The organism is Neorhizobium lilium, from assembly GCF_004053875.1.
Classification (GTDB): domain Bacteria; phylum Pseudomonadota; class Alphaproteobacteria; order Rhizobiales; family Rhizobiaceae; genus Neorhizobium; species Neorhizobium lilii.
The window spans coordinates 355,282-372,994 of the sequence record NZ_SBIP01000004.1; the positions used below are offsets into that span (position 1 = coordinate 355,282).

The 17,713-nt window shown below is 58.9% G+C and carries 29 protein-coding genes; 4 read left to right on the top strand and 25 right to left on the bottom strand.

The genetic code is table 11. The annotated features are described in order from the left end of the window. Nucleotides 1-17 precede the first annotated feature (17 nt). Nucleotides 18-521, top strand: a complete 504-nt coding sequence (locus tag EPK99_RS18620) for a DUF1203 domain-containing protein (protein WP_128444589.1) — start codon at nucleotides 18-20, stop codon at nucleotides 519-521. Nucleotides 522-576: 55 nt separating this feature from the next. On the opposite strand, the gene EPK99_RS18625 is transcribed toward EPK99_RS18620, so the two are convergent. Both EPK99_RS18625 and ald read right to left on the bottom strand, forming a co-directional pair. Beyond that, a complete protein-coding gene (locus EPK99_RS18625) occupies nucleotides 577-1,269 on the bottom strand; it encodes a PadR family transcriptional regulator (protein ID WP_128444590.1) in 693 nt (230 codons plus the stop codon). Nucleotides 1,270-1,437: 168 nt separating this feature from the next. Then, nucleotides 1,438-2,556, bottom strand: a complete 1,119-nt coding sequence (gene ald / locus EPK99_RS18630; RefSeq protein WP_128444591.1) for an alanine dehydrogenase — start codon at nucleotides 2,554-2,556, stop codon at nucleotides 1,438-1,440. 155 nt (nucleotides 2,557-2,711) lie between these two features. Here ald and EPK99_RS18635 point away from each other — a divergent pair, with 155 nt between their 5' ends. Beyond that, nucleotides 2,712-3,173, top strand: a complete 462-nt coding sequence (locus EPK99_RS18635) for an Lrp/AsnC family transcriptional regulator (protein WP_128444592.1) — start codon at nucleotides 2,712-2,714, stop codon at nucleotides 3,171-3,173. 203 nt (nucleotides 3,174-3,376) lie between these two features. On the opposite strand, the gene EPK99_RS18645 is transcribed toward EPK99_RS18635, so the two are convergent. Beyond that, on the bottom strand, nucleotides 3,377-3,796 hold the full coding sequence (locus EPK99_RS18645; RefSeq protein ID WP_128444593.1) for a DUF4112 domain-containing protein: 420 nt from the start codon (nucleotides 3,794-3,796) through the stop codon (nucleotides 3,377-3,379). Between the two features lie 186 nt (nucleotides 3,797-3,982). Between EPK99_RS18645 and msrP the strand changes: the two genes are divergently transcribed. Together msrP and msrQ are read left to right on the top strand one after the other, a co-directional pair. Further along, nucleotides 3,983-4,927 (top strand): protein-methionine-sulfoxide reductase catalytic subunit MsrP, encoded by a 945-nt coding sequence (msrP, locus tag EPK99_RS18650; RefSeq protein WP_128444594.1) that lies wholly within the window; start codon nucleotides 3,983-3,985, stop codon nucleotides 4,925-4,927. Nucleotides 4,928-4,930: 3 nt separating this feature from the next. Beyond that, entirely contained in the window at nucleotides 4,931-5,581 is a 651-nt protein-coding gene (gene msrQ, locus EPK99_RS18655; protein ID WP_128444595.1) for a protein-methionine-sulfoxide reductase heme-binding subunit MsrQ, read from the top strand. A 155-nt stretch (nucleotides 5,582-5,736) separates the two neighbouring features. Here msrQ and rplQ read toward each other — a convergent pair whose 3' ends face one another. The 22 genes from rplQ to rpsS all read right to left on the bottom strand — a co-directional run bounded on the left by rplQ (nucleotide 5,737) and on the right by rpsS (nucleotide 17,712). Further along, nucleotides 5,737-6,162 (bottom strand): 50S ribosomal protein L17, encoded by a 426-nt coding sequence (rplQ, locus tag EPK99_RS18660; RefSeq protein ID WP_128444596.1) that lies wholly within the window; start codon nucleotides 6,160-6,162, stop codon nucleotides 5,737-5,739. Between the two features lie 132 nt (nucleotides 6,163-6,294). Continuing rightward, nucleotides 6,295-7,305, bottom strand: a complete 1,011-nt coding sequence (locus EPK99_RS18665; protein WP_128444597.1) for a DNA-directed RNA polymerase subunit alpha — start codon at nucleotides 7,303-7,305, stop codon at nucleotides 6,295-6,297. A 168-nt stretch (nucleotides 7,306-7,473) separates the two neighbouring features. Further along, nucleotides 7,474-7,863, bottom strand: a complete 390-nt coding sequence (gene rpsK, locus EPK99_RS18670) for a 30S ribosomal protein S11 (RefSeq protein ID WP_007766864.1) — start codon at nucleotides 7,861-7,863, stop codon at nucleotides 7,474-7,476. 116 nt (nucleotides 7,864-7,979) lie between these two features. Further along, on the bottom strand, nucleotides 7,980-8,348 hold the full coding sequence (rpsM, locus tag EPK99_RS18675; RefSeq protein ID WP_128444598.1) for a 30S ribosomal protein S13: 369 nt from the start codon (nucleotides 8,346-8,348) through the stop codon (nucleotides 7,980-7,982). 240 nt (nucleotides 8,349-8,588) lie between these two features. Beyond that, complete coding sequence (locus EPK99_RS18680) at nucleotides 8,589-9,239, bottom strand: adenylate kinase (protein WP_128444599.1); 651 nt, start codon at nucleotides 9,237-9,239, stop codon at nucleotides 8,589-8,591. Continuing rightward, the gene (gene secY / locus EPK99_RS18685) at nucleotides 9,236-10,576 is read right to left on the bottom strand and encodes a preprotein translocase subunit SecY (RefSeq protein WP_128444600.1); all 1,341 of its coding nucleotides are present in this window, start codon (nucleotides 10,574-10,576) and stop codon (nucleotides 9,236-9,238) included. The genes EPK99_RS18680 and secY overlap by 4 nt, the downstream gene beginning before the upstream one ends. A gap of 225 nt (nucleotides 10,577-10,801) precedes the next feature. Continuing rightward, nucleotides 10,802-11,281, bottom strand: coding sequence for a 50S ribosomal protein L15 (rplO, locus tag EPK99_RS18690; RefSeq protein WP_128444601.1), 480 nt, complete (start codon nucleotides 11,279-11,281; stop codon nucleotides 10,802-10,804). A gap of 16 nt (nucleotides 11,282-11,297) precedes the next feature. After that, nucleotides 11,298-11,507, bottom strand: coding sequence for a 50S ribosomal protein L30 (rpmD, locus tag EPK99_RS18695; protein ID WP_128444602.1), 210 nt, complete (start codon nucleotides 11,505-11,507; stop codon nucleotides 11,298-11,300). Nucleotides 11,508-11,519: 12 nt separating this feature from the next. Further along, entirely contained in the window at nucleotides 11,520-12,089 is a 570-nt protein-coding gene (rpsE, locus tag EPK99_RS18700) for a 30S ribosomal protein S5 (protein ID WP_128444603.1), read from the bottom strand. A 119-nt stretch (nucleotides 12,090-12,208) separates the two neighbouring features. Next, nucleotides 12,209-12,571 (bottom strand): 50S ribosomal protein L18, encoded by a 363-nt coding sequence (gene rplR, locus EPK99_RS18705; protein ID WP_128444604.1) that lies wholly within the window; start codon nucleotides 12,569-12,571, stop codon nucleotides 12,209-12,211. A gap of 12 nt (nucleotides 12,572-12,583) precedes the next feature. Next, nucleotides 12,584-13,117, bottom strand: coding sequence for a 50S ribosomal protein L6 (rplF, locus tag EPK99_RS18710; protein WP_128444605.1), 534 nt, complete (start codon nucleotides 13,115-13,117; stop codon nucleotides 12,584-12,586). A 42-nt stretch (nucleotides 13,118-13,159) separates the two neighbouring features. Next, nucleotides 13,160-13,558: a 30S ribosomal protein S8 gene (gene rpsH, locus EPK99_RS18715; protein ID WP_128444606.1), complete on the bottom strand. Its 399-nt coding sequence runs from the start codon at nucleotides 13,556-13,558 to the stop codon at nucleotides 13,160-13,162. Between the two features lie 12 nt (nucleotides 13,559-13,570). Beyond that, on the bottom strand, nucleotides 13,571-13,876 hold the full coding sequence (gene rpsN / locus EPK99_RS18720) for a 30S ribosomal protein S14 (RefSeq protein ID WP_128444607.1): 306 nt from the start codon (nucleotides 13,874-13,876) through the stop codon (nucleotides 13,571-13,573). Nucleotides 13,877-13,909: 33 nt separating this feature from the next. Further along, nucleotides 13,910-14,467: a 50S ribosomal protein L5 gene (gene rplE, locus EPK99_RS18725; RefSeq protein ID WP_128444608.1), complete on the bottom strand. Its 558-nt coding sequence runs from the start codon at nucleotides 14,465-14,467 to the stop codon at nucleotides 13,910-13,912. Then, nucleotides 14,460-14,768, bottom strand: coding sequence for a 50S ribosomal protein L24 (rplX, locus tag EPK99_RS18730; RefSeq protein ID WP_128444609.1), 309 nt, complete (start codon nucleotides 14,766-14,768; stop codon nucleotides 14,460-14,462). The genes rplE and rplX overlap by 8 nt, the downstream gene beginning before the upstream one ends. Before the next feature lie 14 nt (nucleotides 14,769-14,782). Next, nucleotides 14,783-15,151: a 50S ribosomal protein L14 gene (rplN, locus tag EPK99_RS18735; RefSeq protein ID WP_105374405.1), complete on the bottom strand. Its 369-nt coding sequence runs from the start codon at nucleotides 15,149-15,151 to the stop codon at nucleotides 14,783-14,785. A gap of 235 nt (nucleotides 15,152-15,386) precedes the next feature. Beyond that, a complete protein-coding gene (rpsQ, locus tag EPK99_RS18740) occupies nucleotides 15,387-15,623 on the bottom strand; it encodes a 30S ribosomal protein S17 (protein ID WP_128444610.1) in 237 nt (78 codons plus the stop codon). Nucleotides 15,624-15,636: 13 nt separating this feature from the next. Then, nucleotides 15,637-15,837 (bottom strand): 50S ribosomal protein L29, encoded by a 201-nt coding sequence (gene rpmC, locus EPK99_RS18745; protein ID WP_128444611.1) that lies wholly within the window; start codon nucleotides 15,835-15,837, stop codon nucleotides 15,637-15,639. Between the two features lie 12 nt (nucleotides 15,838-15,849). Then, a complete protein-coding gene (gene rplP / locus EPK99_RS18750; RefSeq protein ID WP_128444612.1) occupies nucleotides 15,850-16,263 on the bottom strand; it encodes a 50S ribosomal protein L16 in 414 nt (137 codons plus the stop codon). A 38-nt stretch (nucleotides 16,264-16,301) separates the two neighbouring features. After that, entirely contained in the window at nucleotides 16,302-17,042 is a 741-nt protein-coding gene (gene rpsC, locus EPK99_RS18755; RefSeq protein WP_128444613.1) for a 30S ribosomal protein S3, read from the bottom strand. Continuing rightward, nucleotides 17,042-17,431, bottom strand: coding sequence for a 50S ribosomal protein L22 (rplV, locus tag EPK99_RS18760; protein WP_093000487.1), 390 nt, complete (start codon nucleotides 17,429-17,431; stop codon nucleotides 17,042-17,044). Before rplV ends, rpsC begins: the two co-directional genes overlap by 1 nt. A gap of 2 nt (nucleotides 17,432-17,433) precedes the next feature. Beyond that, a complete protein-coding gene (gene rpsS / locus EPK99_RS18765; protein ID WP_128444614.1) occupies nucleotides 17,434-17,712 on the bottom strand; it encodes a 30S ribosomal protein S19 in 279 nt (92 codons plus the stop codon). Nucleotide 17,713 lies beyond the last annotated feature (1 nt).

Below are 17,713 nucleotides of genomic sequence, written 5' to 3' on the forward strand. Positions count from 1 at the left end.
TAACAAGGAGCCTGCCCATGTCCGCCGTCCAATTCAGCGCAATGCCCACCGAAGACGCCGTTCACCTGTGGAATGGTGGCCATGACGCCTACGACCGTGTTCCGGAGACGATGATCTCCGGCGGCAACGGCTATCCGTGCAGACATTGCCTCCAGAACATCGATACCGGGGAGCCGCTGCTGGTGCTGGCCTATCGCCCCTTTCCCGAACTGCAGCCCTATGCGGAGACGGGGCCAATCTTTCTCCACAAGCAGCCCTGCCCGCGCTACCAGGCCGATGAAATCCTGCCGCCGATCCTGTCCAGCCTCGACTATATCGTCAGGGGCTATGGCAGCGACGACCGGATCGTTTACGGAAGCGGCGCGGTGACGCCGAGGGAAAGGATCTCTGCGCGGGCAGAAGAACTGCTTGGCTCCGAAGCCATAGCCTATGTTCATGTCCGCTCGGCGCGAAACAACTGTTACCAGTGCCGGATCGACAAGGTCGAGGCACCGGACGCCGCCATCGGCGCGACCGCTTGACGAAAAAGCGCGCCGGTCATGCGACCGGCGCGCTTCGTTCTTCAAGTCTAGAAGTTTAGTTCTGGACGTTACCAACTGGGCCATGGCCACCGTCGACACGATCAGCAAGATCGAGAAGCTGCCGGACGATGTCACCCGCCTTTTTCTCGTCCTGCTCCAGTGTGCGGGCAATCACTTCCCGCAGGTTCAACATGGCGGCGTCCACACTGCGCGGCAGGCCGGGGCCGGCCTCCCCACCACGCCGATGAGCCTTTTCCTGCTTCTCGCGAATCCGTTCGGCCAGATGCGCCAGGCGTTCGAGAATGGTGGTGGCGAAGCTGCGGTTCTCTTCAAGGTGGGTGCGACCTTCCTCGGTGATGGTATAGCGCTTCTTGTTGCCATCGGCTTCCGAAACGATATAGCCGGCTTCTTCGAGATAGGTGAGCGTCGGATAGATGACGCCCGGGCTTGGTGCATAGAAGCCGTAGGTCATGTCCTCGATATGCTTGATGATCTCGTAGCCGTGACGCGGCTCCTTTTCGATCAGCGCGAGGACCACAAGCCTCAGATCGCCCTGCATGAGAAAGCGGCCGATCCGCCCTTCGCCGTCATCACCGAAGCCGGGACCGCCTGGGCCTCCGGGACCACCGCGGCCGCCGAAGCCGCGACCGAAACCGCCGCCAAAGCCGCGCGCGGCGAACATCTCCTCAAAACCCTTACCGCCGCGTTCGCCGCAGCCATGGCGTCCGTCAAATCGATGCTTAAACATATGAAATCTCCTTTAGACTGTTTTCGATATATCTAAAGCTAGTTCTCAATCTGTGTAAGATCAAGATGCCGATATATCTAAATAATATCTGATTGATTTCGAACGGAAAAAAGCGCCGGCTGTTTCAGCCGACGCCTTTGAAGAAACGGTTCTGGCCCGATATATCGCTTAGGCGACGTTCAGCAGGCTTTCCGGTGCAAAGGCTTCGTAGCCCAGAGCTTCGGCAACCGGCTTGTTGGTAACCCTGCCTTTGTGGACATTGAGGCCGTTGCGGAGATGCCTGTCTTCCGCGATCGCCCGGAGTCCACGGTCGGCCAGCGCCAGACCGTGCTGCAGTGTCGCGTTGTTGAGCGCATGCGCGGAAGTGACTGGAACAGCACCCGGCATGTTGGCGACGCAGTAGTGCACGATGCCGTCGATCTCATAGGTTGGATCGGAATGCGTGGTGGCATGAGAGGTTTCGAAACAGCCTCCCTGGTCGATCGCGACATCCACCATGACTGCGCCCTTTTTCATGCCGGACAGCATTTCGCGGCTGACGAGCTTGGGTGCCGCGGCGCCCGGAATGAGTACGGCCCCGATCACCAGGTCAGCCCCGAAGACTTCCTCCTCCAAGGCGTCGATCGTGGAGTAGCGGGTGTGGACCCTGCCTGCGAGAAGATCATCGAGCTGGCGAAGTCGCGGCAGCGACCGATCCAGAATGGACACATCGGCGCCCAGGCCTACGGCCATTCGTGCAGCATGCAGACCCACTACACCGCCGCCGATGACCGCGACCTTCGCCGGAAGAACGCCGGGAACGCCGCCGAGCAGAATGCCGCGGCCACCGGTTGCTTTCTGGAGCGCCGTTGCGCCGGCCTGGATGGCAAGCCGACCAGCCACTTCGGACATGGGAGCCAGAAGCGGCAAGCCGCCGCGTTCGTCCGTCACGGTCTCGTAGGCCACGGCTGTCACGCCCGAGGCAAGCAGGCCCTTGGTCTGCTCCGGATCCGGTGCGAGATGCAGGTAGGTGTAGAGGATCTGGCCGTCGCGCAGTCGCGCCCATTCACCGGGCTGCGGCTCCTTGACCTTCACCACCATGTCGGACTGCTCGAAAATCTCCATAGCACTGCCGACGATCCTGGCGCCCGCGGCGACATAGGCTCCGTCGTCGGCGCCGATGCCAGCTCCGGCTCCGGTTTCGACCAGCACCTGATGACCGTGCGCCACGTATTCACGCACCGCCCCCGGCGTCAGTCCGACACGATATTCATGGTTCTTGATTTCCTTCGGGCATCCGACACGCATACAGCGTTCCTCTCCTTTTGTGGCTTCACGCCAGTGGTTGTTCCGGGTGAAAACAGACCAGAAAAACCGTCGCATGTCCTTGCGAAGAGGAATTGCCTGCGGCCAAAAATTCGGAGAATATTGCGTACCTGGTATTTTTATCGAAGGTCCTACGAATGAGCAGCCTCGACGCCATAGATCTTGCGATCATGCGAACCCTGCAGGACAATGGGCGCATCTCCAATGCGGAGCTGGCGGAGCGGGTGGGCCTGTCTCCGTCGGCCTGCTCGCGGCGACTCGACATCCTCGAGAAGAAGGGGACGATCAGCGGCTATCATGCACGCCTGTCCAACAAGGCGCTCGACTACAAGATGATGGTGATCGTGCACATCTCGCTTTCGGGCCAGTTCGCCAAGACGCTGACGGAGTTCGAGGCTGCCGTGAAGCTCTGCCCCAATATTCTCGTCTGCTATCTCATGTCTGGCGAATACGATTATATCCTGCGCGTGGCGGCCAAGGACTTGGAAGACTATGAGCGCATCCACCGCGACTGGCTGTCCGCCTTGCCGCATGTGGTGAAGATCAATTCCAGCTTCGCTCTGCGGGAAATCATCGACCGCCCCAATGTGGGGCTTTGAGCGGGATCCTCGGCCTTTTAGGTATTGGCCTGGCCCATGGCGAGCTACCTACGAGAGCTTAAAGAACTGCTGGAGCGGGCCGGTTGCCACTATCATCGCCAGGAAGGGCGATCGTGAAATCTGGTAGAGCCCCCATTACGGCTCCCGTTATTAACTGTGGATCATGGGGTAAGGTCACGCCACACCGCTAATGCGACTCTTAACTATCGCATCCTCAATTCCTCAGGCGTGACCTCGAAGTGATCGAGAATAATCTGAAGGTTACGCCGGTGCGATTTGAAAAATAGGTCGAAGAGGTCGCCAGCCAGGGGAATACTGCCGACGACGGAGTCGGCGGCAATATTCCCCAACATCTGCATCAGTTTCGCCGGAGGCACGCCCATCCGTCTAGCCTCGTTCACGGTATACAGTCCGACCAGAGCACCGCCAGCATCACCGACAACCGGGACGAGACCGAATATAGAGTCCGCTCCGAATCGCAGGCGCGTTCCGGGAATACCGATTGCCGTATCCATTATACGGGCAATGCCGCTCAATCGGCGCAACCGCCTCAGTCGCTCGATCCGATCCTCGGCGCCATCGATAAAACGCTCACTGGCCGCGTCCCAAGTCTTGGTTACCATCTGATCCTCCGCATCTTCATGCTCAAATGAGGGGGACGCCGAACGGTTCCAAGAGGAACCTAGGTCAAAGCCGAAGATTTCTCACGTAAACGTGGTCCAGGCCAAGTTCTACACCGCTGTGAAACCAATCCGATCAGCGCTACGTATGAGATAGAGACGGCATTGGTGCCGATAGGAGACCTTGCGATGCCAGCTTATTGCCCACCCCATATTCCCGCATCGGAAATCACGCCGAAGAACCTCTATCTGTCGCGCCGCAGCTTCGTAGGTGGCGCTGCTGCTGCCGGCTTTGCTTTTGCCGGCACTGGTCAGGCCTTTGCCTCACCGCTGGCGGGCAAGCCGAGCGACTACAAGGTCGATGAAAAGCTGACGCCCAAGGAAGCGGTGACGACCTACAACAATTTCTACGAGTTCGGCGTCAACAAGGAGGACCCGTCGCAGAACGCCGGCTCCTTCAAACCGACGCCCTGGTCGATCAAGGTTGATGGCCTCGTGGGTAAGCCGAAGGAGTTCGGCCTCGATGAGTTGATGAAGATGTCGCTCGAGGACCGCACCTACCGGATGCGTTGCGTCGAGGGCTGGTCGATGGTGATCCCCTGGATTGGTTTCCCGCTCTCGGCCATTCTCGATCAGGTCGAACCGCAGGGCAGCGCCAAATATGTTTCTTTCGAAACAGTGGTGCGGCCGGAAGAAATGCCAGGCCAGAAGGGCTTCTTCCAGCCCCTGCCCTGGCCGTATGTCGAGGGATTGCGGCTGGACGAAGCCCGCAATCCGCTGACCATTCTTGCCGTCGGCCTCTACGGCGAAACCCTGCCCAACCAGAACGGCGCTCCGATCCGGCTGGTCGTACCGTGGAAATACGGCTTCAAGAGCATCAAGTCGATCGTCAAGATTTCACTGGTGGAAAAGCAACCGCAGACGACCTGGAAGAACTCCAATGCTCGCGAATACGGCTTCTATTCCAACGTCAACCCGGCGGTCGATCATCCGCGCTGGAGCCAGGCGACCGAGCAGCGGATCGGCGAAGGCGGCCTCTTCGGCTCCAACCGCCACCCCACCCTGCCCTTCAACGGCTATGCCGACCAGGTGGCGAGCCTCTATGCCGGCATGGACCTCAAGGCCAATTATTGAACCATGGCAACTTTCCCAGCCCTGCCCCGCCGCTACCACTCCGCCAGCATCTGGGGGCTCTATATCGTCGGGCTCTGTCCGGCAGCCTGGTATTTCTACCAGGCTTCAACCGGGGGGCTGGGCTTCAACCCGGTCAAGGAATTCGAGCACGTCATCGGCATATGGGCACTGCGCTTCATCATCGCGACCTTGGCGATTACGCCACTGCGGGATCTGGCCACGATCAACTGGGTGCGATATCGCCGAGCGCTCGGCCTGATCGCCTTCTACTATGTGCTGATCCATTTCGCCGTCTATCTGCTGCTTGACCTACAGCTGAACTTCGGCGCTGTCGGCAGCGACATTGTCCGGCGGCCCTATATCACCATCGGATTTGGCTGCCTTTTGATGCTTATCCCGCTTGCCGTGACATCCAACAACTGGTCGATCCGCAAGCTTGGACACGGGTGGATCAAGCTTCACAAACTGATCTATCTGATCGCGGCCGGCGGCGCCCTGCATTATGTGCTCGCCGTCAAATCCGTGACGCTGGTGCCGTTCATCCACGTGGCCCTAATCGCGCTTCTGCTGGCATACAGGTCCGTGCGCAAGCCGATCATGGATCGAAAGCGGGCGCGTAAGAACCTTGGTCAGCCTGCAAGAGCGGCACGCTGAACGCCCCAGCAATGTTCAAATTCTCGGCCGAACTTGCCTGAAGTGATACTGCCGGGTTTAGAACTTGCTTGCCGCCAAGGTATCTCACAAAGGCGTCACAACGCAGAAAGCCGGGCGTTTCCACCCGGCTTTTACTTGTCCGCAATGCGGAATGATCAAGCGGCTTCGGCAGCTTCCGCTTCAGCGGCAACGCGAGCCTTGTCGGCTGCGCCCTTGGCGTTGACATCGCGCTCAACGAACTCAATGACAGCCATCGGAGCGTTGTCCCCCTGGCGGAAGCCGGCCTTCATGATACGCAGGTAGCCGCCATTGCGGGTTGCGTAACGCGAAGCGATCGCGTCGAAAAGCTTGCGGACGGCGTCCTGATCTTGGATCTGCGAGATCGCCTGACGACGAGCGTGCAGGTCGCCCCGCTTGCCGAGGGTGACGAGCTTTTCAACGATCGGACGGATTTCCTTTGCCTTCGGCAGGGTCGTCACGATCTGCTCATGGGTGATCAGCGAAGCTGCCATGTTGGCAAACATGGCCTTGCGGTGGCTTGCAGTTCTATTCAGCTTGCGGCCGGCTACTCCGTGGCGCATGGCTACTCTCCTTTAATGCAGGTTCCCATTCTTGTTCGGGCCTGCCGTTTCCTGGCACATACGGGCACTTCCCTGTTCGGAAAGGCCCGCTGTTTGACGGGGAAAGGCAGTCAAAACCTGCCTTTGCTGTTCTTAGTATTGGTCTTCGTAACGCTTGGCGAGATCTTCGATGTTCTCAGGCGGCCAGGCGGGAACTTCCATACCGAGATGGAGGCCCATGGATGCCAGAACTTCCTTGATTTCGTTCAGCGACTTGCGACCGAAGTTCGGAGTGCGGAGCATTTCTGCTTCCGTCTTCTGGATGAGGTCGCCAATGTAAACGATGTTGTCGTTCTTCAGGCAGTTGGCCGAACGGACCGAAAGCTCCAGTTCGTCGACCTTCTTGAGGAGAGCCGGGTTGAAGGCCAGTTCGGTGACGGCCTCTTCCTCGACATCCTTCTGAGGCTCGTCGAAGTTGACGAACACGGCAAGCTGATCCTGGAGGATACGTGCCGCAAAAGCAACGGCATCTTCACCGGTGACGGAACCATCGGTTTCGATGGTCATGGTCAGCTTGTCGTAGTCGAGAACCTGACCTTCGCGGGTGTTTTCGACCTTGTAGGATACCTTCTTGACCGGGGAATAGAGACTATCGACCGGGATAAGTCCGATCGGAGCATCTTCGGCACGGTTGCGATCGGCCGGAACATAGCCCTTGCCGTTGTTGACCGTGAATTCCATGCGAATCTCGGCACCTTCGTCCAACGTGCAGATCACGTGTTCGGGGTTCAGGATCTCGATGTCACCCACTGTCTGGATGTCGCCGGCCGTGACCGAACCCGGCCCCTGCTTGCGGACAACCATGCGCTTGGCATCGTCGCCATCCATCTTGATGGCGATTTCCTTGATGTTGAGCACGATATCGGTCACGTCCTCGCGAACGCCCGGGATCGAGGAGAATTCATGCAACACGCCGTCGATCTGCACTGCAGTCACGGCAGCGCCGCGAAGCGACGATAGAAGCACGCGACGCAGCGCGTTGCCGAGCGTCAGGCCAAAGCCGCGCTCAAGAGGTTCGGCAACAAGCGTTACCTTGGTACGACCGGACGAGGTGAACTCCACCTTGTTCGGCTTGATCAGTTCCTGCCAGTTCTTCTGGATCATCACTAAAACCTTCCGTTCGTTGCCACCATCCAATCGTGGCAACCGAGCATGGAACACCGAAAATGGGCTTCGGCTATACGGTGAAAGCCGCTTGACCTGCGAGGAGGTGAAGCGGCTATTCCCGAGTTCAATAAAGGACCGCCTTAAGGGCGAACCTAAAGAGGACCATCAGACGCGGCGCTTCTTGCGCGGGCGGCAGCCGTTGTGCGGGATCGGGGTCACGTCGCGGATCGAGGTGATCATGAAGCCGGCAGCCTGCAGAGCGCGCAGAGCCGATTCACGACCTGAGCCCGGGCCACAGACCTCGACTTCCAGCGACTTCATGCCGTGTTCCTGAGCCTTCTTGGCGCAGTCTTCGGCAGCGATCTGAGCGGCAAACGGGGTCGACTTGCGCGAACCCTTGAAGCCCTTCGCACCAGCGGAAGACCAGGCAATAGCATTGCCCTGGGCGTCGGTGATGGTGATCATCGTGTTGTTGAAGGTAGAATTGACGTGGGCAACGCCCGACGTGATATTTTTACGCTCGCGTCTACGGACGCGGGTGGCTTCCTTGGCCATTTTATCCCTTTCGTTGATCTCTGCACCGCCGTAATTCCAGCGGCTCCACCTTGGAGTGAACGGTCATCAGGCCGGCAAGCGCGTAGAGCTGCTCACCGGCGACCATTCGCCCAAAATTACTTCTTCTTACCGGCGATTGCCTTGGCCGGACCCTTGCGGGTGCGGGCATTGGTATGCGTACGCTGGCCACGGACCGGAAGGCCACGGCGATGACGCAGACCGCGATAGCAGCCGAGGTCCATGAGGCGCTTGATGTTCATCGAGTTTTCACGACGAAGATCGCCTTCGACCTGATAGTCACGGTCGATGGTTTCGCGGATCTGAAGAACTTCAGAATCCGTCAATTGATGGACGCGCTTGTCGGCAGGAATGCCAACTTTTTCCATGATTTCTTGCGCAAACTTCGGGCCGATCCCGTGAATATAGGTCAGCGCGATAACAACGCGCTTCGCAGTCGGGATGTTGACGCCAGCGATACGTGCCACGCCTATTCTCCTTCATTCCAGTTGCCATCCGGCAAGTGGTATTTCTTCGATGAGAGCAGCCTTGTCAGGCCGCCAGTTCAAACGTCATACGGGACAGCTAAAAAAGATCAGCCCCGGATGTCCTTGTCGGAAATCCGCGCCGATCGCTTAAACTGGTCGCGAGTTGGCGCGGTGTTTAACGGAATCAGCGCATAAATGCAACCGCACCCGCCTAAGATTCTTTAACGGCAAGCTTTAGCGCTAGAGTGCAGCCAGGATTGCTTCGATGTCGGAGGTAACATTATCCATCTCCGCCATGCCGTCGACGACCTTCAACCGGCCCTTGGCATAGTAGTAGCCGATCAGCGGCGAGGTTTCTTTGTAGTAAACTTCAAGCCGCTTGGTCATGGTCTCGGCATTATCGTCCGGACGGCGCTTGAAATGCGTGGAACCGCACTTGTCGCAGACGCCCTCCTCAGAGGGCTTCTTGTCCGTATCGTGATAGACCGTTCCGCACTGCGCGCAGGAATAGCGGCCAGACACGCGCCGAACCAATTCCTTGTCATCGACCCGCAGCTCGATGACGACCGAAAGATCCATGTCCTTGGACTTTAGCATCGATTCGGTCGCATCCGCCTGCACGAGCGTGCGTGGAAACCCATCGAGGATAAAGCCGGCGGCGCAGTCGGGCTGATCCAAGCGCTCCGATACGATAGCGTTGACGATTTCGTCAGAGACGAGATTGCCCGCATCCATGACGGCCTTGGCAAGCTTGCCAACATCGGTCTCGGCAGCAACTGCAGCCCGCAGCATGTCACCCGTGGAAAGCTGCGGAATGCCGTGCTTCTCCACGATCCGCTGGGCCTGGGTCCCCTTACCCGCGCCCGGCGGCCCTAAAAGTATCAATCTCATCGTCCCCTCTTTCCTCCACGCAGTTTCGACTTTCTGATCAGACCCTCATACTGCTGAGCGATGAGGTGTCCCTGGATCTGCGCCACTGTGTCAAGCGTAACACTGACCACGATCAAAAGCGAAGTGCCGCCAAGGGCCAATGGGACCCCGGTGCGAGCGACGAGGAATTCCGGAAGGATACAGACCACGACCAGATAGATCGCACCGATTACCGTGATTCGGGTCAGCACGTAATCGATATATTCCGCGGTCCGCTCGCCTGGGCGGATGCCAGGGATGAAGCCACCGTGCTTCTTCAGGTTATCGGCCGTGTCCTTCGGATTGAAGACGATGGCCGTATAGAAGAAGGCGAAGAAGGCGATCAGCAGCGCGTAGAACAGCATGAACAACGGCTGCCCGTGACCAAGCGAAGCAATGATGGCGGTGGCCCAGCCAGGCAGTTCCGTCGTGCCCGCAAAGCCCGCAGCCGTTGCCGGCAGGAGCAGGAGCGAAGATGCGAAAATGGCCGGAATAACCCCGGATGTGTTCAGCTTCAGCGGCAGGTGCGACGTATCGCCCTGAAACATGCGGTTTCCGACCTGGCGCTTCGGATATTGGATCAGCAGACGGCGCTGCGCGCGTTCCACGAAGACGATCAGTGCGATGACCGCGATTGCGACGACCAGAACGACCAGAATCAGGCCTGTAGGAAGAGCACCCGTACGGCCAAGCTCAAGCGTGTTCGCCAGAGCCGTCGGAAGACCTGCGGCAATGCCCGAAAAGATGATCAGCGAAATACCGTTACCGATGCCGCGTGCGGTGATCTGCTCGCCCAGCCACATCAGGAACATGGTGCCGCCCAGCAGCGTCACGACGGTGGACAGCTTGAACAGCACGCCCGGGTCGGCCACGATCCCCTGCCCGCTTTCAAGCCCGGCCGCGATGCCGTAAGCCTGCAGCGCGCCCAGAATGACCGTTCCGTAGCGGGTGTACTGGTTGATGATCTTGCGGCCCGCCTCGCCTTCCTTCTTGAGGTTTTCAAGCGAGGGAACGACCGACGTCATCAACTGAACGATGATGGAGGCGGAAATATAAGGCATGATGCCGAGCGCGAAGATCGCCATGCGCTCGACGGCGCCGCCCGAAAACATGTTGAAAAGGCCAAGAATGCCGCCCGCCTGGCCGCGAAACGCTTGTGCATAGGCGTCCGGATTAAGACCCGGAAGCGGAATGTGCGTGCCGAGACGATAAACGAGAAGAGCAGCCAGCGTGAACCACAGCCGCTTCTTGAGATCCTCCGCCTTGGCGAAGGTGGAAAAATTCAAATTGGAGGCTAGTTGTTCTGCTGCAGAAGCCAATGCAATTCTCCGCCCGACCCAGATCCGGGGGCTCGAACGCGCGCTCCGGACGTCAACTCAATTCTGTTCAGAAAGCGGGGCGTGGGAAGACTGCAGTTGCAATCGGATGCCTCACCCTTTTTTCCGTGTGATCCAAGGGGCAAAGGCCACCTCAAGATCGTGAGGCTCACATATGGATGTAAAATCGCCCGGTGTGAAGCTCACACCGGGCGATTTTCAAACGATTTACTCAGCGACCGGCTCGGCAGCTGCAAGCAGCTTGATCGAACCGCCAGCCTTCTCGATCTTCTCGACGGCAGCCTTGGAGGCGCCGGCAACTTCAATCGTGAGCTTGGCCTGCAGCTCGCCGTCCGACAAGACGCGAACGCCGTCCTTCAAGCGACGAATGACGCCAGCAGCCTTGAGGGCGGCGGCATCTACCGTTGCGGATGCGTCGAGCTTTCCGGCATCGATTGCGGTCTGGATACGGCCGATCGACACGGTTGCGTATTCGGATGCGAAGATGTTCTTGAAGCCGCGCTTCGGCAGACGGCGGTAGATTGGCATCTGGCCGCCTTCGAAGCCCTTGATGGCAACGCCGGAGCGAGCCTTCTGACCCTTGACGCCACGGCCGCCGGTCTTGCCCTTGCCGGAACCGATGCCGCGACCTACGCGGATACGGTCCTTCGAGGAGCCTTCGTTGTCCTTGATCTCATTCAGTTTCATGGTCAATTCCTCCGTCTCACTTCTCGTCGACGACGCGAACGAGATGCTGGACTGCACGGATCATGCCACGAACGGAAGGAGTGTCTTCCAGGGTGCTGATCCGGTGCATCTTGTTGAGGCCGAGCCCGATGAGCGTGCTGCGCTGAGATGCCGGCCGGCGGATGGGCGATCCGATCTGTTCGATCGTGACCGTCTTGGATTCATTGGTGGTGGTAGCCTTCGCCATGGTCAGACTCCCTTATTCTTCCGCAGTCACGCCGGAAGAAGCACGGCGAGCCTGGAGCGTTGCATACTTCATGCCACGCTGTGCTGCCACGTCCTTCGGGTGAACCTGGTGCTTGAGAGCGTCGAACGTGGCGCGAACCATGTTGTAGGGGTTCGACGAACCGGTCGACTTGGCAACAACATCGTGCATGCCGAGCGTTTCGAAAACGGCGCGCATCGGGCCACCGGCGATGATGCCGGTACCAGCCTTGGCGGAACGCAGCAGAACCTTGCCGGCGCCGTGACGGCCGTTGACGTCGTGATGGAGCGTACGACCGTCGCGCAGCGGCACGAAGATCAGTTCGCGCTTGGCAGCTTCGGTGGCCTTGCGGATGGCTTCCGGCACTTCACGTGCCTTGCCGTGGCCGAAACCTACGCGGCCCTTCTGGTCGCCGACGACGACGAGAGCAGCGAAGCCGAAACGACGACCGCCCTTGACGACTTTTGCGACGCGGTTGATTGCGACCAGCTTGTCAACAAATTCGCTGTCGCGTTCTTCGCGAGCCTGGCGATCATCACGCCGGCCCCCTCTTTCCTGTGCCATTGTCCTTTTCCTTTTTCTTTTCCGGGTGCAATCGGCAGATTACAGATAGAGATTGGTCAGCCGCCAAAGCGACAAACCGCATTTCGCCCGGGACCTTGTCAGGTACCGGGCGAAAATTCTTAGAAGCTCAGTCCACCCTCGCGGGCGGCATCTGCGAGCGCCTTGATGCGGCCGTGATAGATAAAGGCGCCGCGATCGAACACGACTTCCTTCACACCGGCCTTCGAGGCGCGTTCTGCAACCAGCTTGCCGACAGCGGCAGCTGCTGCAACGTCTGCACCGGTCTTCAATTCGCCACGCAGACCTCCATCGAGCGTGGAGGCGGCAGCAAGTGTGCGGCCGGCCACGTCATCGATGACCTGGGCGTAGATGTTCTTCGACGAGCGATGAACCGACAGGCGCGGACGGCCGTTGGCAACCGCCTTGAGCTGGCGGCGCACGCGGCTCGCGCGCTTTGCAAGTGCTTGTTTCCTGCTAGCCATATCGCGTAATCCTTACTTCTTCTTGCCTTCCTTGCGGACGATCCGTTCACCAGCGTACTTGACGCCTTTGCCCTTGTAGGGCTCCGGACCGCGGTATTCGCGGATTTCCGCTGCAACCTGACCGACCTGCTGCTTATTGATGCCGGTCACGACGATTTCCGTCGGCTTCGGAACGGCAATGGTGATGCCCTGCGGCGGCTCATAAACCACGTCGTGGCTGAAACCGAGCTGCAGCTGCAGGTTTTTCCCCTGCAACGCCGCGCGGTAACCGACGCCGTTGATTTCAAGCTTGCGCTCGTAGCCGTCCTTCACGCCCTTGAAGATGTTTTCGATCATCGTGCGGGACATGCCCCACTTCGAACGAGCATCCTTGCTGTCGCTGACGGGCGTCACCGACACGGCGTTGTCCTTGAATTCGAGCTTGACTTCGTCATTTGCGACGAAGAACAGCTCACCCTTCGGGCCCTTTGCAGTCACTTTCTGGCCATCAACCGAGGCCGTGATCCCTGCAGGAACCTGAACGGGCTTTTTACCGATACGAGACATGTTTCAATCCTGTCTGTTCGCTATGGAGTTCCCCTATTCGGCTTAGAATACCGAGCAGAGAACCTCACCACCAACGTTCTGTTCGCGAGCCTGGTGATCGGCCATCACACCCTTCGGAGTCGAAAGGATGGTGATGCCGAGGCCGTTCGCGACCTGCGGAATGGACTTTACCGAGACATAAACTCGGCGGCCCGGCTTGGAAACGCGGCCGATCTCACGGATCACGGACGCGCCTTCATAGTACTTCAGTTCGATTTCGATTTCGGCCTTGCCGTTGCCGAAATCGGTTTCGGTGTAACCGCGGATGTAGCCTTCAGCCTGCAGAACGTCGAGAACGCGCGCGCGCAGCTTGGAAGCAGGCGTGGACACGGACGACTTGCGGCGGGCTGCGCCGTTGCGGATGCGGGTGAGCATATCGCCCAAGGGATCAGTCATGGTCATCTAACGATCTCCTTACCAGCTCGACTTGACGATGCCCGGCACCTTGCCGGAATTGCCCAACTCACGAAGCGCAATACGCGACATCCCAAGTTTGCGGTAGAATGCGCGAGGACGGCCCGTAACTTCGCAACGGTTGCGAACCCGGGTCTTGGATCCATCGCGCGGCAACGATGCGAGCTTCAGTGTAGCCTTGAACCGCTCTTCGATGGGCAGTTCCTGGTTCATGATGGTCGCCTTCAGGACCGCGCGCTTGGCGGCCTGAGTTGCGACCGACTTGCGGCGGCGCTTGTTCTTTTCAACTGCGCTAGTCTTCGCCATATCGGAGTTCCTTCTTAACGCTCGTCGTTACGGTTACTGACGGAACGGGAAGTTGAACTCTGTCAGAAGAGCCCGAGCTTCGTCGTCGTTGTTCGCCGTCGTGCAAACGATGATGTCCATGCCCCACATCTGATCAACCTTGTCGTAGTTGATTTCAGGGAACACAATATGTTCCTTGATGCCCATGGCGAAGTTGCCACGGCCGTCAAAGCTCTTCGGATTCAGGCCGCGAAAGTCGCGAACGCGCGGCAGCGCGATGTTGACGAGACGGTCGAGGAATTCATACATGCGGGCACCGCGAAGGGTGACCTTGGCGCCGATCGGCATGAACTCGCGAACCTTGAAGCCGGCGATCGAGTTACGTGCCTTGGTGATGACCGGCTTCTGGCCAGCAATCGCGGCGAGATCGGCAGCAGCCACGGATGGCTTCTTGGAGTCGGCAGTCGCCTCGCCCACGCCCATGTTGATCACGATCTTGTCCAGCTTCGGGATCATCATTTCGTTTGCGTAGGAGAACTTCTCCTTCATGACGTCACGGATGCGGGAAACGTATTCCTGCTTGAGCCGCGGCTCATATTTTGCCTCAGCCATCGATCACATCTCCCGTACGCTTGGCCACACGCACCTTCTTACCGTCGACGACCTGAATGCCGACGCGGGTCGGCTTGCCGTCCTTGGCGACGATCGCGATGTTGGACAGGTGAATGGATGCTTCCTTGTTGATGATGCCGGCTTCCTGCGTCTGCGTCTGACGCTGGTGGCGCTTCACCAGATTGATACCGCGAACGACCGCACGGTCTTCCTTCGGCATGACCTGCAGAACTTCGCCGGTACGGCCCTTGTCCTTGCCGGTGAGTACGACGACGTTGTCGCCCTTCTTGATATTTTGCATCTGTCCCGCTCCTCTTACAGTACTTCGGGAGCCAGCGAGATGATCTTCATGTGGTTCTTGGCGCGAAGTTCGCGCGGAACCGGTCCGAAGATACGGGTGCCGATCGGCTCTTTCTTGTTGTCGATAAGGACCGCTGCGTTGTTATCGAAGCGGATGACGCTGCCGTCCGGACGACGGATGTCCTTGGCGGTACGCACAACCACCGCCTTCATCACATCACCCTTCTTGACGCGGCCGCGCGGGATGGCTTCCTTGATCGAAACGACGATCACGTCGCCGATCGAAGCGTACTTGCGCTTGGAGCCGCCCAGCACCTTGATGCACATGACACGACGTGCGCCGGAATTGTCCGCCACGTCGAGGTTTGTTTGCATCTGAATCATATCAGGTCGCCTTTTTCTAATGACCGGCGCGCCCGCGCGCAAAAGCACGCGGTGCCGGCAATGAACAGAATATCGATGTGCGCGGGACGGATCTTGCCAAGGCGGTTTCCCTAGAAGGGACCTTCCCTGCGCTCAAAGCAAAAGAACGCTCGTTGCCGAGCGTCCTGCGCCGATGGCGTGCTTCTTACAGGATTCTGTGCCGGACGCAAGGGCCCGGCCCAAAATCAGAAGCTTTTTAAGCCTGGGCGGAAATTACCGTCCAAGTCTTGTCTTTGGAGATAGGAGCACATTCCTGGATGGAAACGACGTCACCAACTTTAACCTGGTTGGTTTCATCATGTGCCTTGTACTTCTTCGAACGGCGGACCGTCTTCTGAAGCAGAGGGTGAGCGAAGCGGCGCTCGACGCGGACAACAACGGTCTTCTCGTTCTTGTCGGAAACGACTACGCCCTGCAGAATGCGTTTCGGCATATTGTTTTGGTCCTTAGGCCTTGGCTTCTGCCGCCTTCTGGCGGGCAATGGTTTTCACGCGGGCGATGTCCTTGCGGACTTCGTCGATGCGCGAGGACTTTTCAAGCTGACCGGTGGCCTTCTGGAAGCGCAGGTTGAACTGCTCCTTCTTGAGCTCCGCAAGCTTGTCCTTGAGCTGGTCGGCCGTGAGGCCGCGTACATCTTCGGCTTTCATGGTGCCTTCTCCTTACTCTGCGATGCGCTGTATGAAGCGCGTCTTGACCGAGAGCTTGGCTGCACCGAGACGAAGCGCCTCACGGGCGAGCTCCTCTGGAACACCGTCGATCTCGAACATGATACGGCCGGGCTTGACCTTGCAGGCCCAGTATTCGACTGAGCCCTTGCCCTTACCCATACGCACTTCGGTCGGCTTGGCGGTGACCGGAACGTCCGGGAACACGCGGATCCAAACGCGGCCGGCGCGCTTCATGTGACGGGTGATCGCGCGGCGGGCCGCCTCGATCTCGCGAGCGTTTACGCGGTTCGGTTCCTGCGACTTGAGGCCGAATTCGCCGAAGGCCAGGTCGAAGCCGCCCTTGGCTACGCCCTTGATGCGGCCCTTGAACTGCTTGCGGTACTTGGTACGCTTTGGCTGCAACATTTTATTACTTCTCCGAGCTTATCTTTCGCCAGCGTTTATCAAGCGTTTTCGCGTTCGCGGCGACGGTCGCCACCACGATCGTTGCGCTCACGGCTTGCCGGGCCCTGTGCGTCGCCTTCCAGCGCGCGGCGTTCGGAAGCCATCGGATCGTGCTCAAGGATTTCGCCCTTGAAGATCCAAACCTTGATGCCGCAGATACCGAACGCGGTTTCGGCTTCTGCCGTCCCGTAGTCGATGTCTGCACGCAGGGTGTGGAGCGGCACGCGGCCTTCGCGGTACCATTCGGTACGCGCGATTTCCGCACCGCCGAGACGACCGGCGCAGGTGATCTTGATGCCTTCGGCGCCAAGACGCATAGCCGACTGGACGGCACGCTTCATGGCGCGACGGAATGCGACGCGGCGCTCGAGCTGCTGAGCGATGGACTGAGCGACCAGCGTTGCGTCGATTTCGGGCTTGCGCACTTCAACGATGTTGAGATGCGTTTCCGAATTCGTCATCGTGGAAAGCTTCTTGCGAAGCTTCTCGATGTCTGCGCCCTTTTTGCCGATGATCAGGCCCGGGCGAGCCGAGTGGATCGTGACGCGGCACTTCTTGTGCGGACGCTCGATGACCACCTTGGCGATGCCGGCCTGCTTCAGCTCGGACATCAGATACGCACGGATCTTCAGGTCCTCATGAAGGAGCTGACCGTATTCGGCGTTATCGGCGAACCAACGGCTATCCCAAGTGCGGTTAATGCCGAGGCGGAAACCGATTGGATTGATTTTCTGGCCCATTATGCGGCCTCCCCTTTTTCCTCGACTTCGCGAACAACGATCGTCAGGTGCGCGAACGGCTTTTCGATGCGCGATGCGCGGCCGCGGCCACGAGCGTGGAAACGCTTCATCACGATCGACTTGCCGACGTAAGCTTCCGATACGATCAGGCTGTCGACGTCGAGGTCATGGTTGTTCTCGGCATTGGCGATTGCAGACTCGAGAGTCTTCTTCACCGTGCCTGCGATGCGCTTGCGGGAGAATTCGAGCTCCGCAAGAGCGCGTTCGACCTTCTTGCCGCGGATCATGGCGGCAACCAGGTTCAGCTTCTGCGGGCTGACGCGCAGAGTGCGGGCTACAGCCTGCGCCTCATTGTCCTTCAGCCGGCGTTCGGTCTTTGCCTTCGCCATGATTACTTCCTCTTCGCCTTCTTGTCCGCGCCGTGACCGTAATAGGTCCGGGTGGGAGCGAATTCACCAAACTTGTGACCGACCATGTCTTCGTTGACGTTGACCGGAATATGCTTGTTGCCGTTGTAGACGCCGAACGTCAGACCAACGAACTGGGGCAAGATGGTAGAGCGACGGCTCCACATCTTGATAACTTCACTGCGTCCGCCTTCGCGTACCTTCTCAGCCTTCTTGAGAAGATAGCCGTCAACAAACGGACCTTTCCATACTGAACGAGCCATT

What these genes read in the sequence shown, in the direction of transcription:
- rplN (WP_105374405.1), bottom strand. Translation starts at nt 15,151, where the DNA reads ATGATTCAGATGCAAACAAACCTCGACGTGGCGGACAATTCCGGCGCA.
- rplO (WP_128444601.1), bottom strand. Translation starts at nt 11,281, where the DNA reads ATGAAACTGAATGAGATCAAGGACAACGAAGGCTCCTCGAAGGACCGT.
- EPK99_RS18625 (WP_128444590.1), bottom strand. Translation starts at nt 1,269, where the DNA reads ATGTTTAAGCATCGATTTGACGGACGCCATGGCTGCGGCGAACGCGGC.
- EPK99_RS18635 (WP_128444592.1), top strand. Translation starts at nt 2,712, where the DNA reads ATGAGCAGCCTCGACGCCATAGATCTTGCGATCATGCGAACCCTGCAG.
- EPK99_RS18645 (WP_128444593.1), bottom strand. Translation starts at nt 3,796, where the DNA reads ATGGTAACCAAGACTTGGGACGCGGCCAGTGAGCGTTTTATCGATGGC.
- rpsS (WP_128444614.1), bottom strand. Translation starts at nt 17,712, where the DNA reads ATGGCTCGTTCAGTATGGAAAGGTCCGTTTGTTGACGGCTATCTTCTC.
- rpsK (WP_007766864.1), bottom strand. Translation starts at nt 7,863, where the DNA reads ATGGCCAAGGAAGCCACCCGCGTCCGTAGACGCGAGCGTAAAAATATC.
- rplQ (WP_128444596.1), bottom strand. Translation starts at nt 6,162, where the DNA reads ATGCGCCACGGAGTAGCCGGCCGCAAGCTGAATAGAACTGCAAGCCAC.
- EPK99_RS18680 (WP_128444599.1), bottom strand. Translation starts at nt 9,239, where the DNA reads ATGAGATTGATACTTTTAGGGCCGCCGGGCGCGGGTAAGGGGACCCAG.
- msrP (WP_128444594.1), top strand. Translation starts at nt 3,983, where the DNA reads ATGCCAGCTTATTGCCCACCCCATATTCCCGCATCGGAAATCACGCCG.
- rplV (WP_093000487.1), bottom strand. Translation starts at nt 17,431, where the DNA reads ATGGCGAAGGCAAAGACCGAACGCCGGCTGAAGGACAATGAGGCGCAG.
- EPK99_RS18665 (WP_128444597.1), bottom strand. Translation starts at nt 7,305, where the DNA reads ATGATCCAGAAGAACTGGCAGGAACTGATCAAGCCGAACAAGGTGGAG.
- EPK99_RS18620 (WP_128444589.1), top strand. Translation starts at nt 18, where the DNA reads ATGTCCGCCGTCCAATTCAGCGCAATGCCCACCGAAGACGCCGTTCAC.
- rpsC (WP_128444613.1), bottom strand. Translation starts at nt 17,042, where the DNA reads ATGGGCCAGAAAATCAATCCAATCGGTTTCCGCCTCGGCATTAACCGC.
- rpsQ (WP_128444610.1), bottom strand. Translation starts at nt 15,623, where the DNA reads ATGCCGAAACGCATTCTGCAGGGCGTAGTCGTTTCCGACAAGAACGAG.
- rplR (WP_128444604.1), bottom strand. Translation starts at nt 12,571, where the DNA reads ATGGCTAGCAGGAAACAAGCACTTGCAAAGCGCGCGAGCCGCGTGCGC.
- ald (WP_128444591.1), bottom strand. Translation starts at nt 2,556, where the DNA reads ATGCGTGTCGGATGCCCGAAGGAAATCAAGAACCATGAATATCGTGTC.
- msrQ (WP_128444595.1), top strand. Translation starts at nt 4,931, where the DNA reads ATGGCAACTTTCCCAGCCCTGCCCCGCCGCTACCACTCCGCCAGCATC.
- rplP (WP_128444612.1), bottom strand. Translation starts at nt 16,263, where the DNA reads ATGTTGCAGCCAAAGCGTACCAAGTACCGCAAGCAGTTCAAGGGCCGC.
- rplF (WP_128444605.1), bottom strand. Translation starts at nt 13,117, where the DNA reads ATGTCTCGTATCGGTAAAAAGCCCGTTCAGGTTCCTGCAGGGATCACG.
- rpmD (WP_128444602.1), bottom strand. Translation starts at nt 11,507, where the DNA reads ATGGCGAAGGCTACCACCACCAATGAATCCAAGACGGTCACGATCGAA.
- rplE (WP_128444608.1), bottom strand. Translation starts at nt 14,467, where the DNA reads ATGGCTGAGGCAAAATATGAGCCGCGGCTCAAGCAGGAATACGTTTCC.
- rpsH (WP_128444606.1), bottom strand. Translation starts at nt 13,558, where the DNA reads ATGACCATGACTGATCCCTTGGGCGATATGCTCACCCGCATCCGCAAC.
- rplX (WP_128444609.1), bottom strand. Translation starts at nt 14,768, where the DNA reads ATGCAAAATATCAAGAAGGGCGACAACGTCGTCGTACTCACCGGCAAG.
- rpsN (WP_128444607.1), bottom strand. Translation starts at nt 13,876, where the DNA reads ATGGCGAAGACTAGCGCAGTTGAAAAGAACAAGCGCCGCCGCAAGTCG.
- rpsE (WP_128444603.1), bottom strand. Translation starts at nt 12,089, where the DNA reads ATGGCACAGGAAAGAGGGGGCCGGCGTGATGATCGCCAGGCTCGCGAA.
- rpmC (WP_128444611.1), bottom strand. Translation starts at nt 15,837, where the DNA reads ATGAAAGCCGAAGATGTACGCGGCCTCACGGCCGACCAGCTCAAGGAC.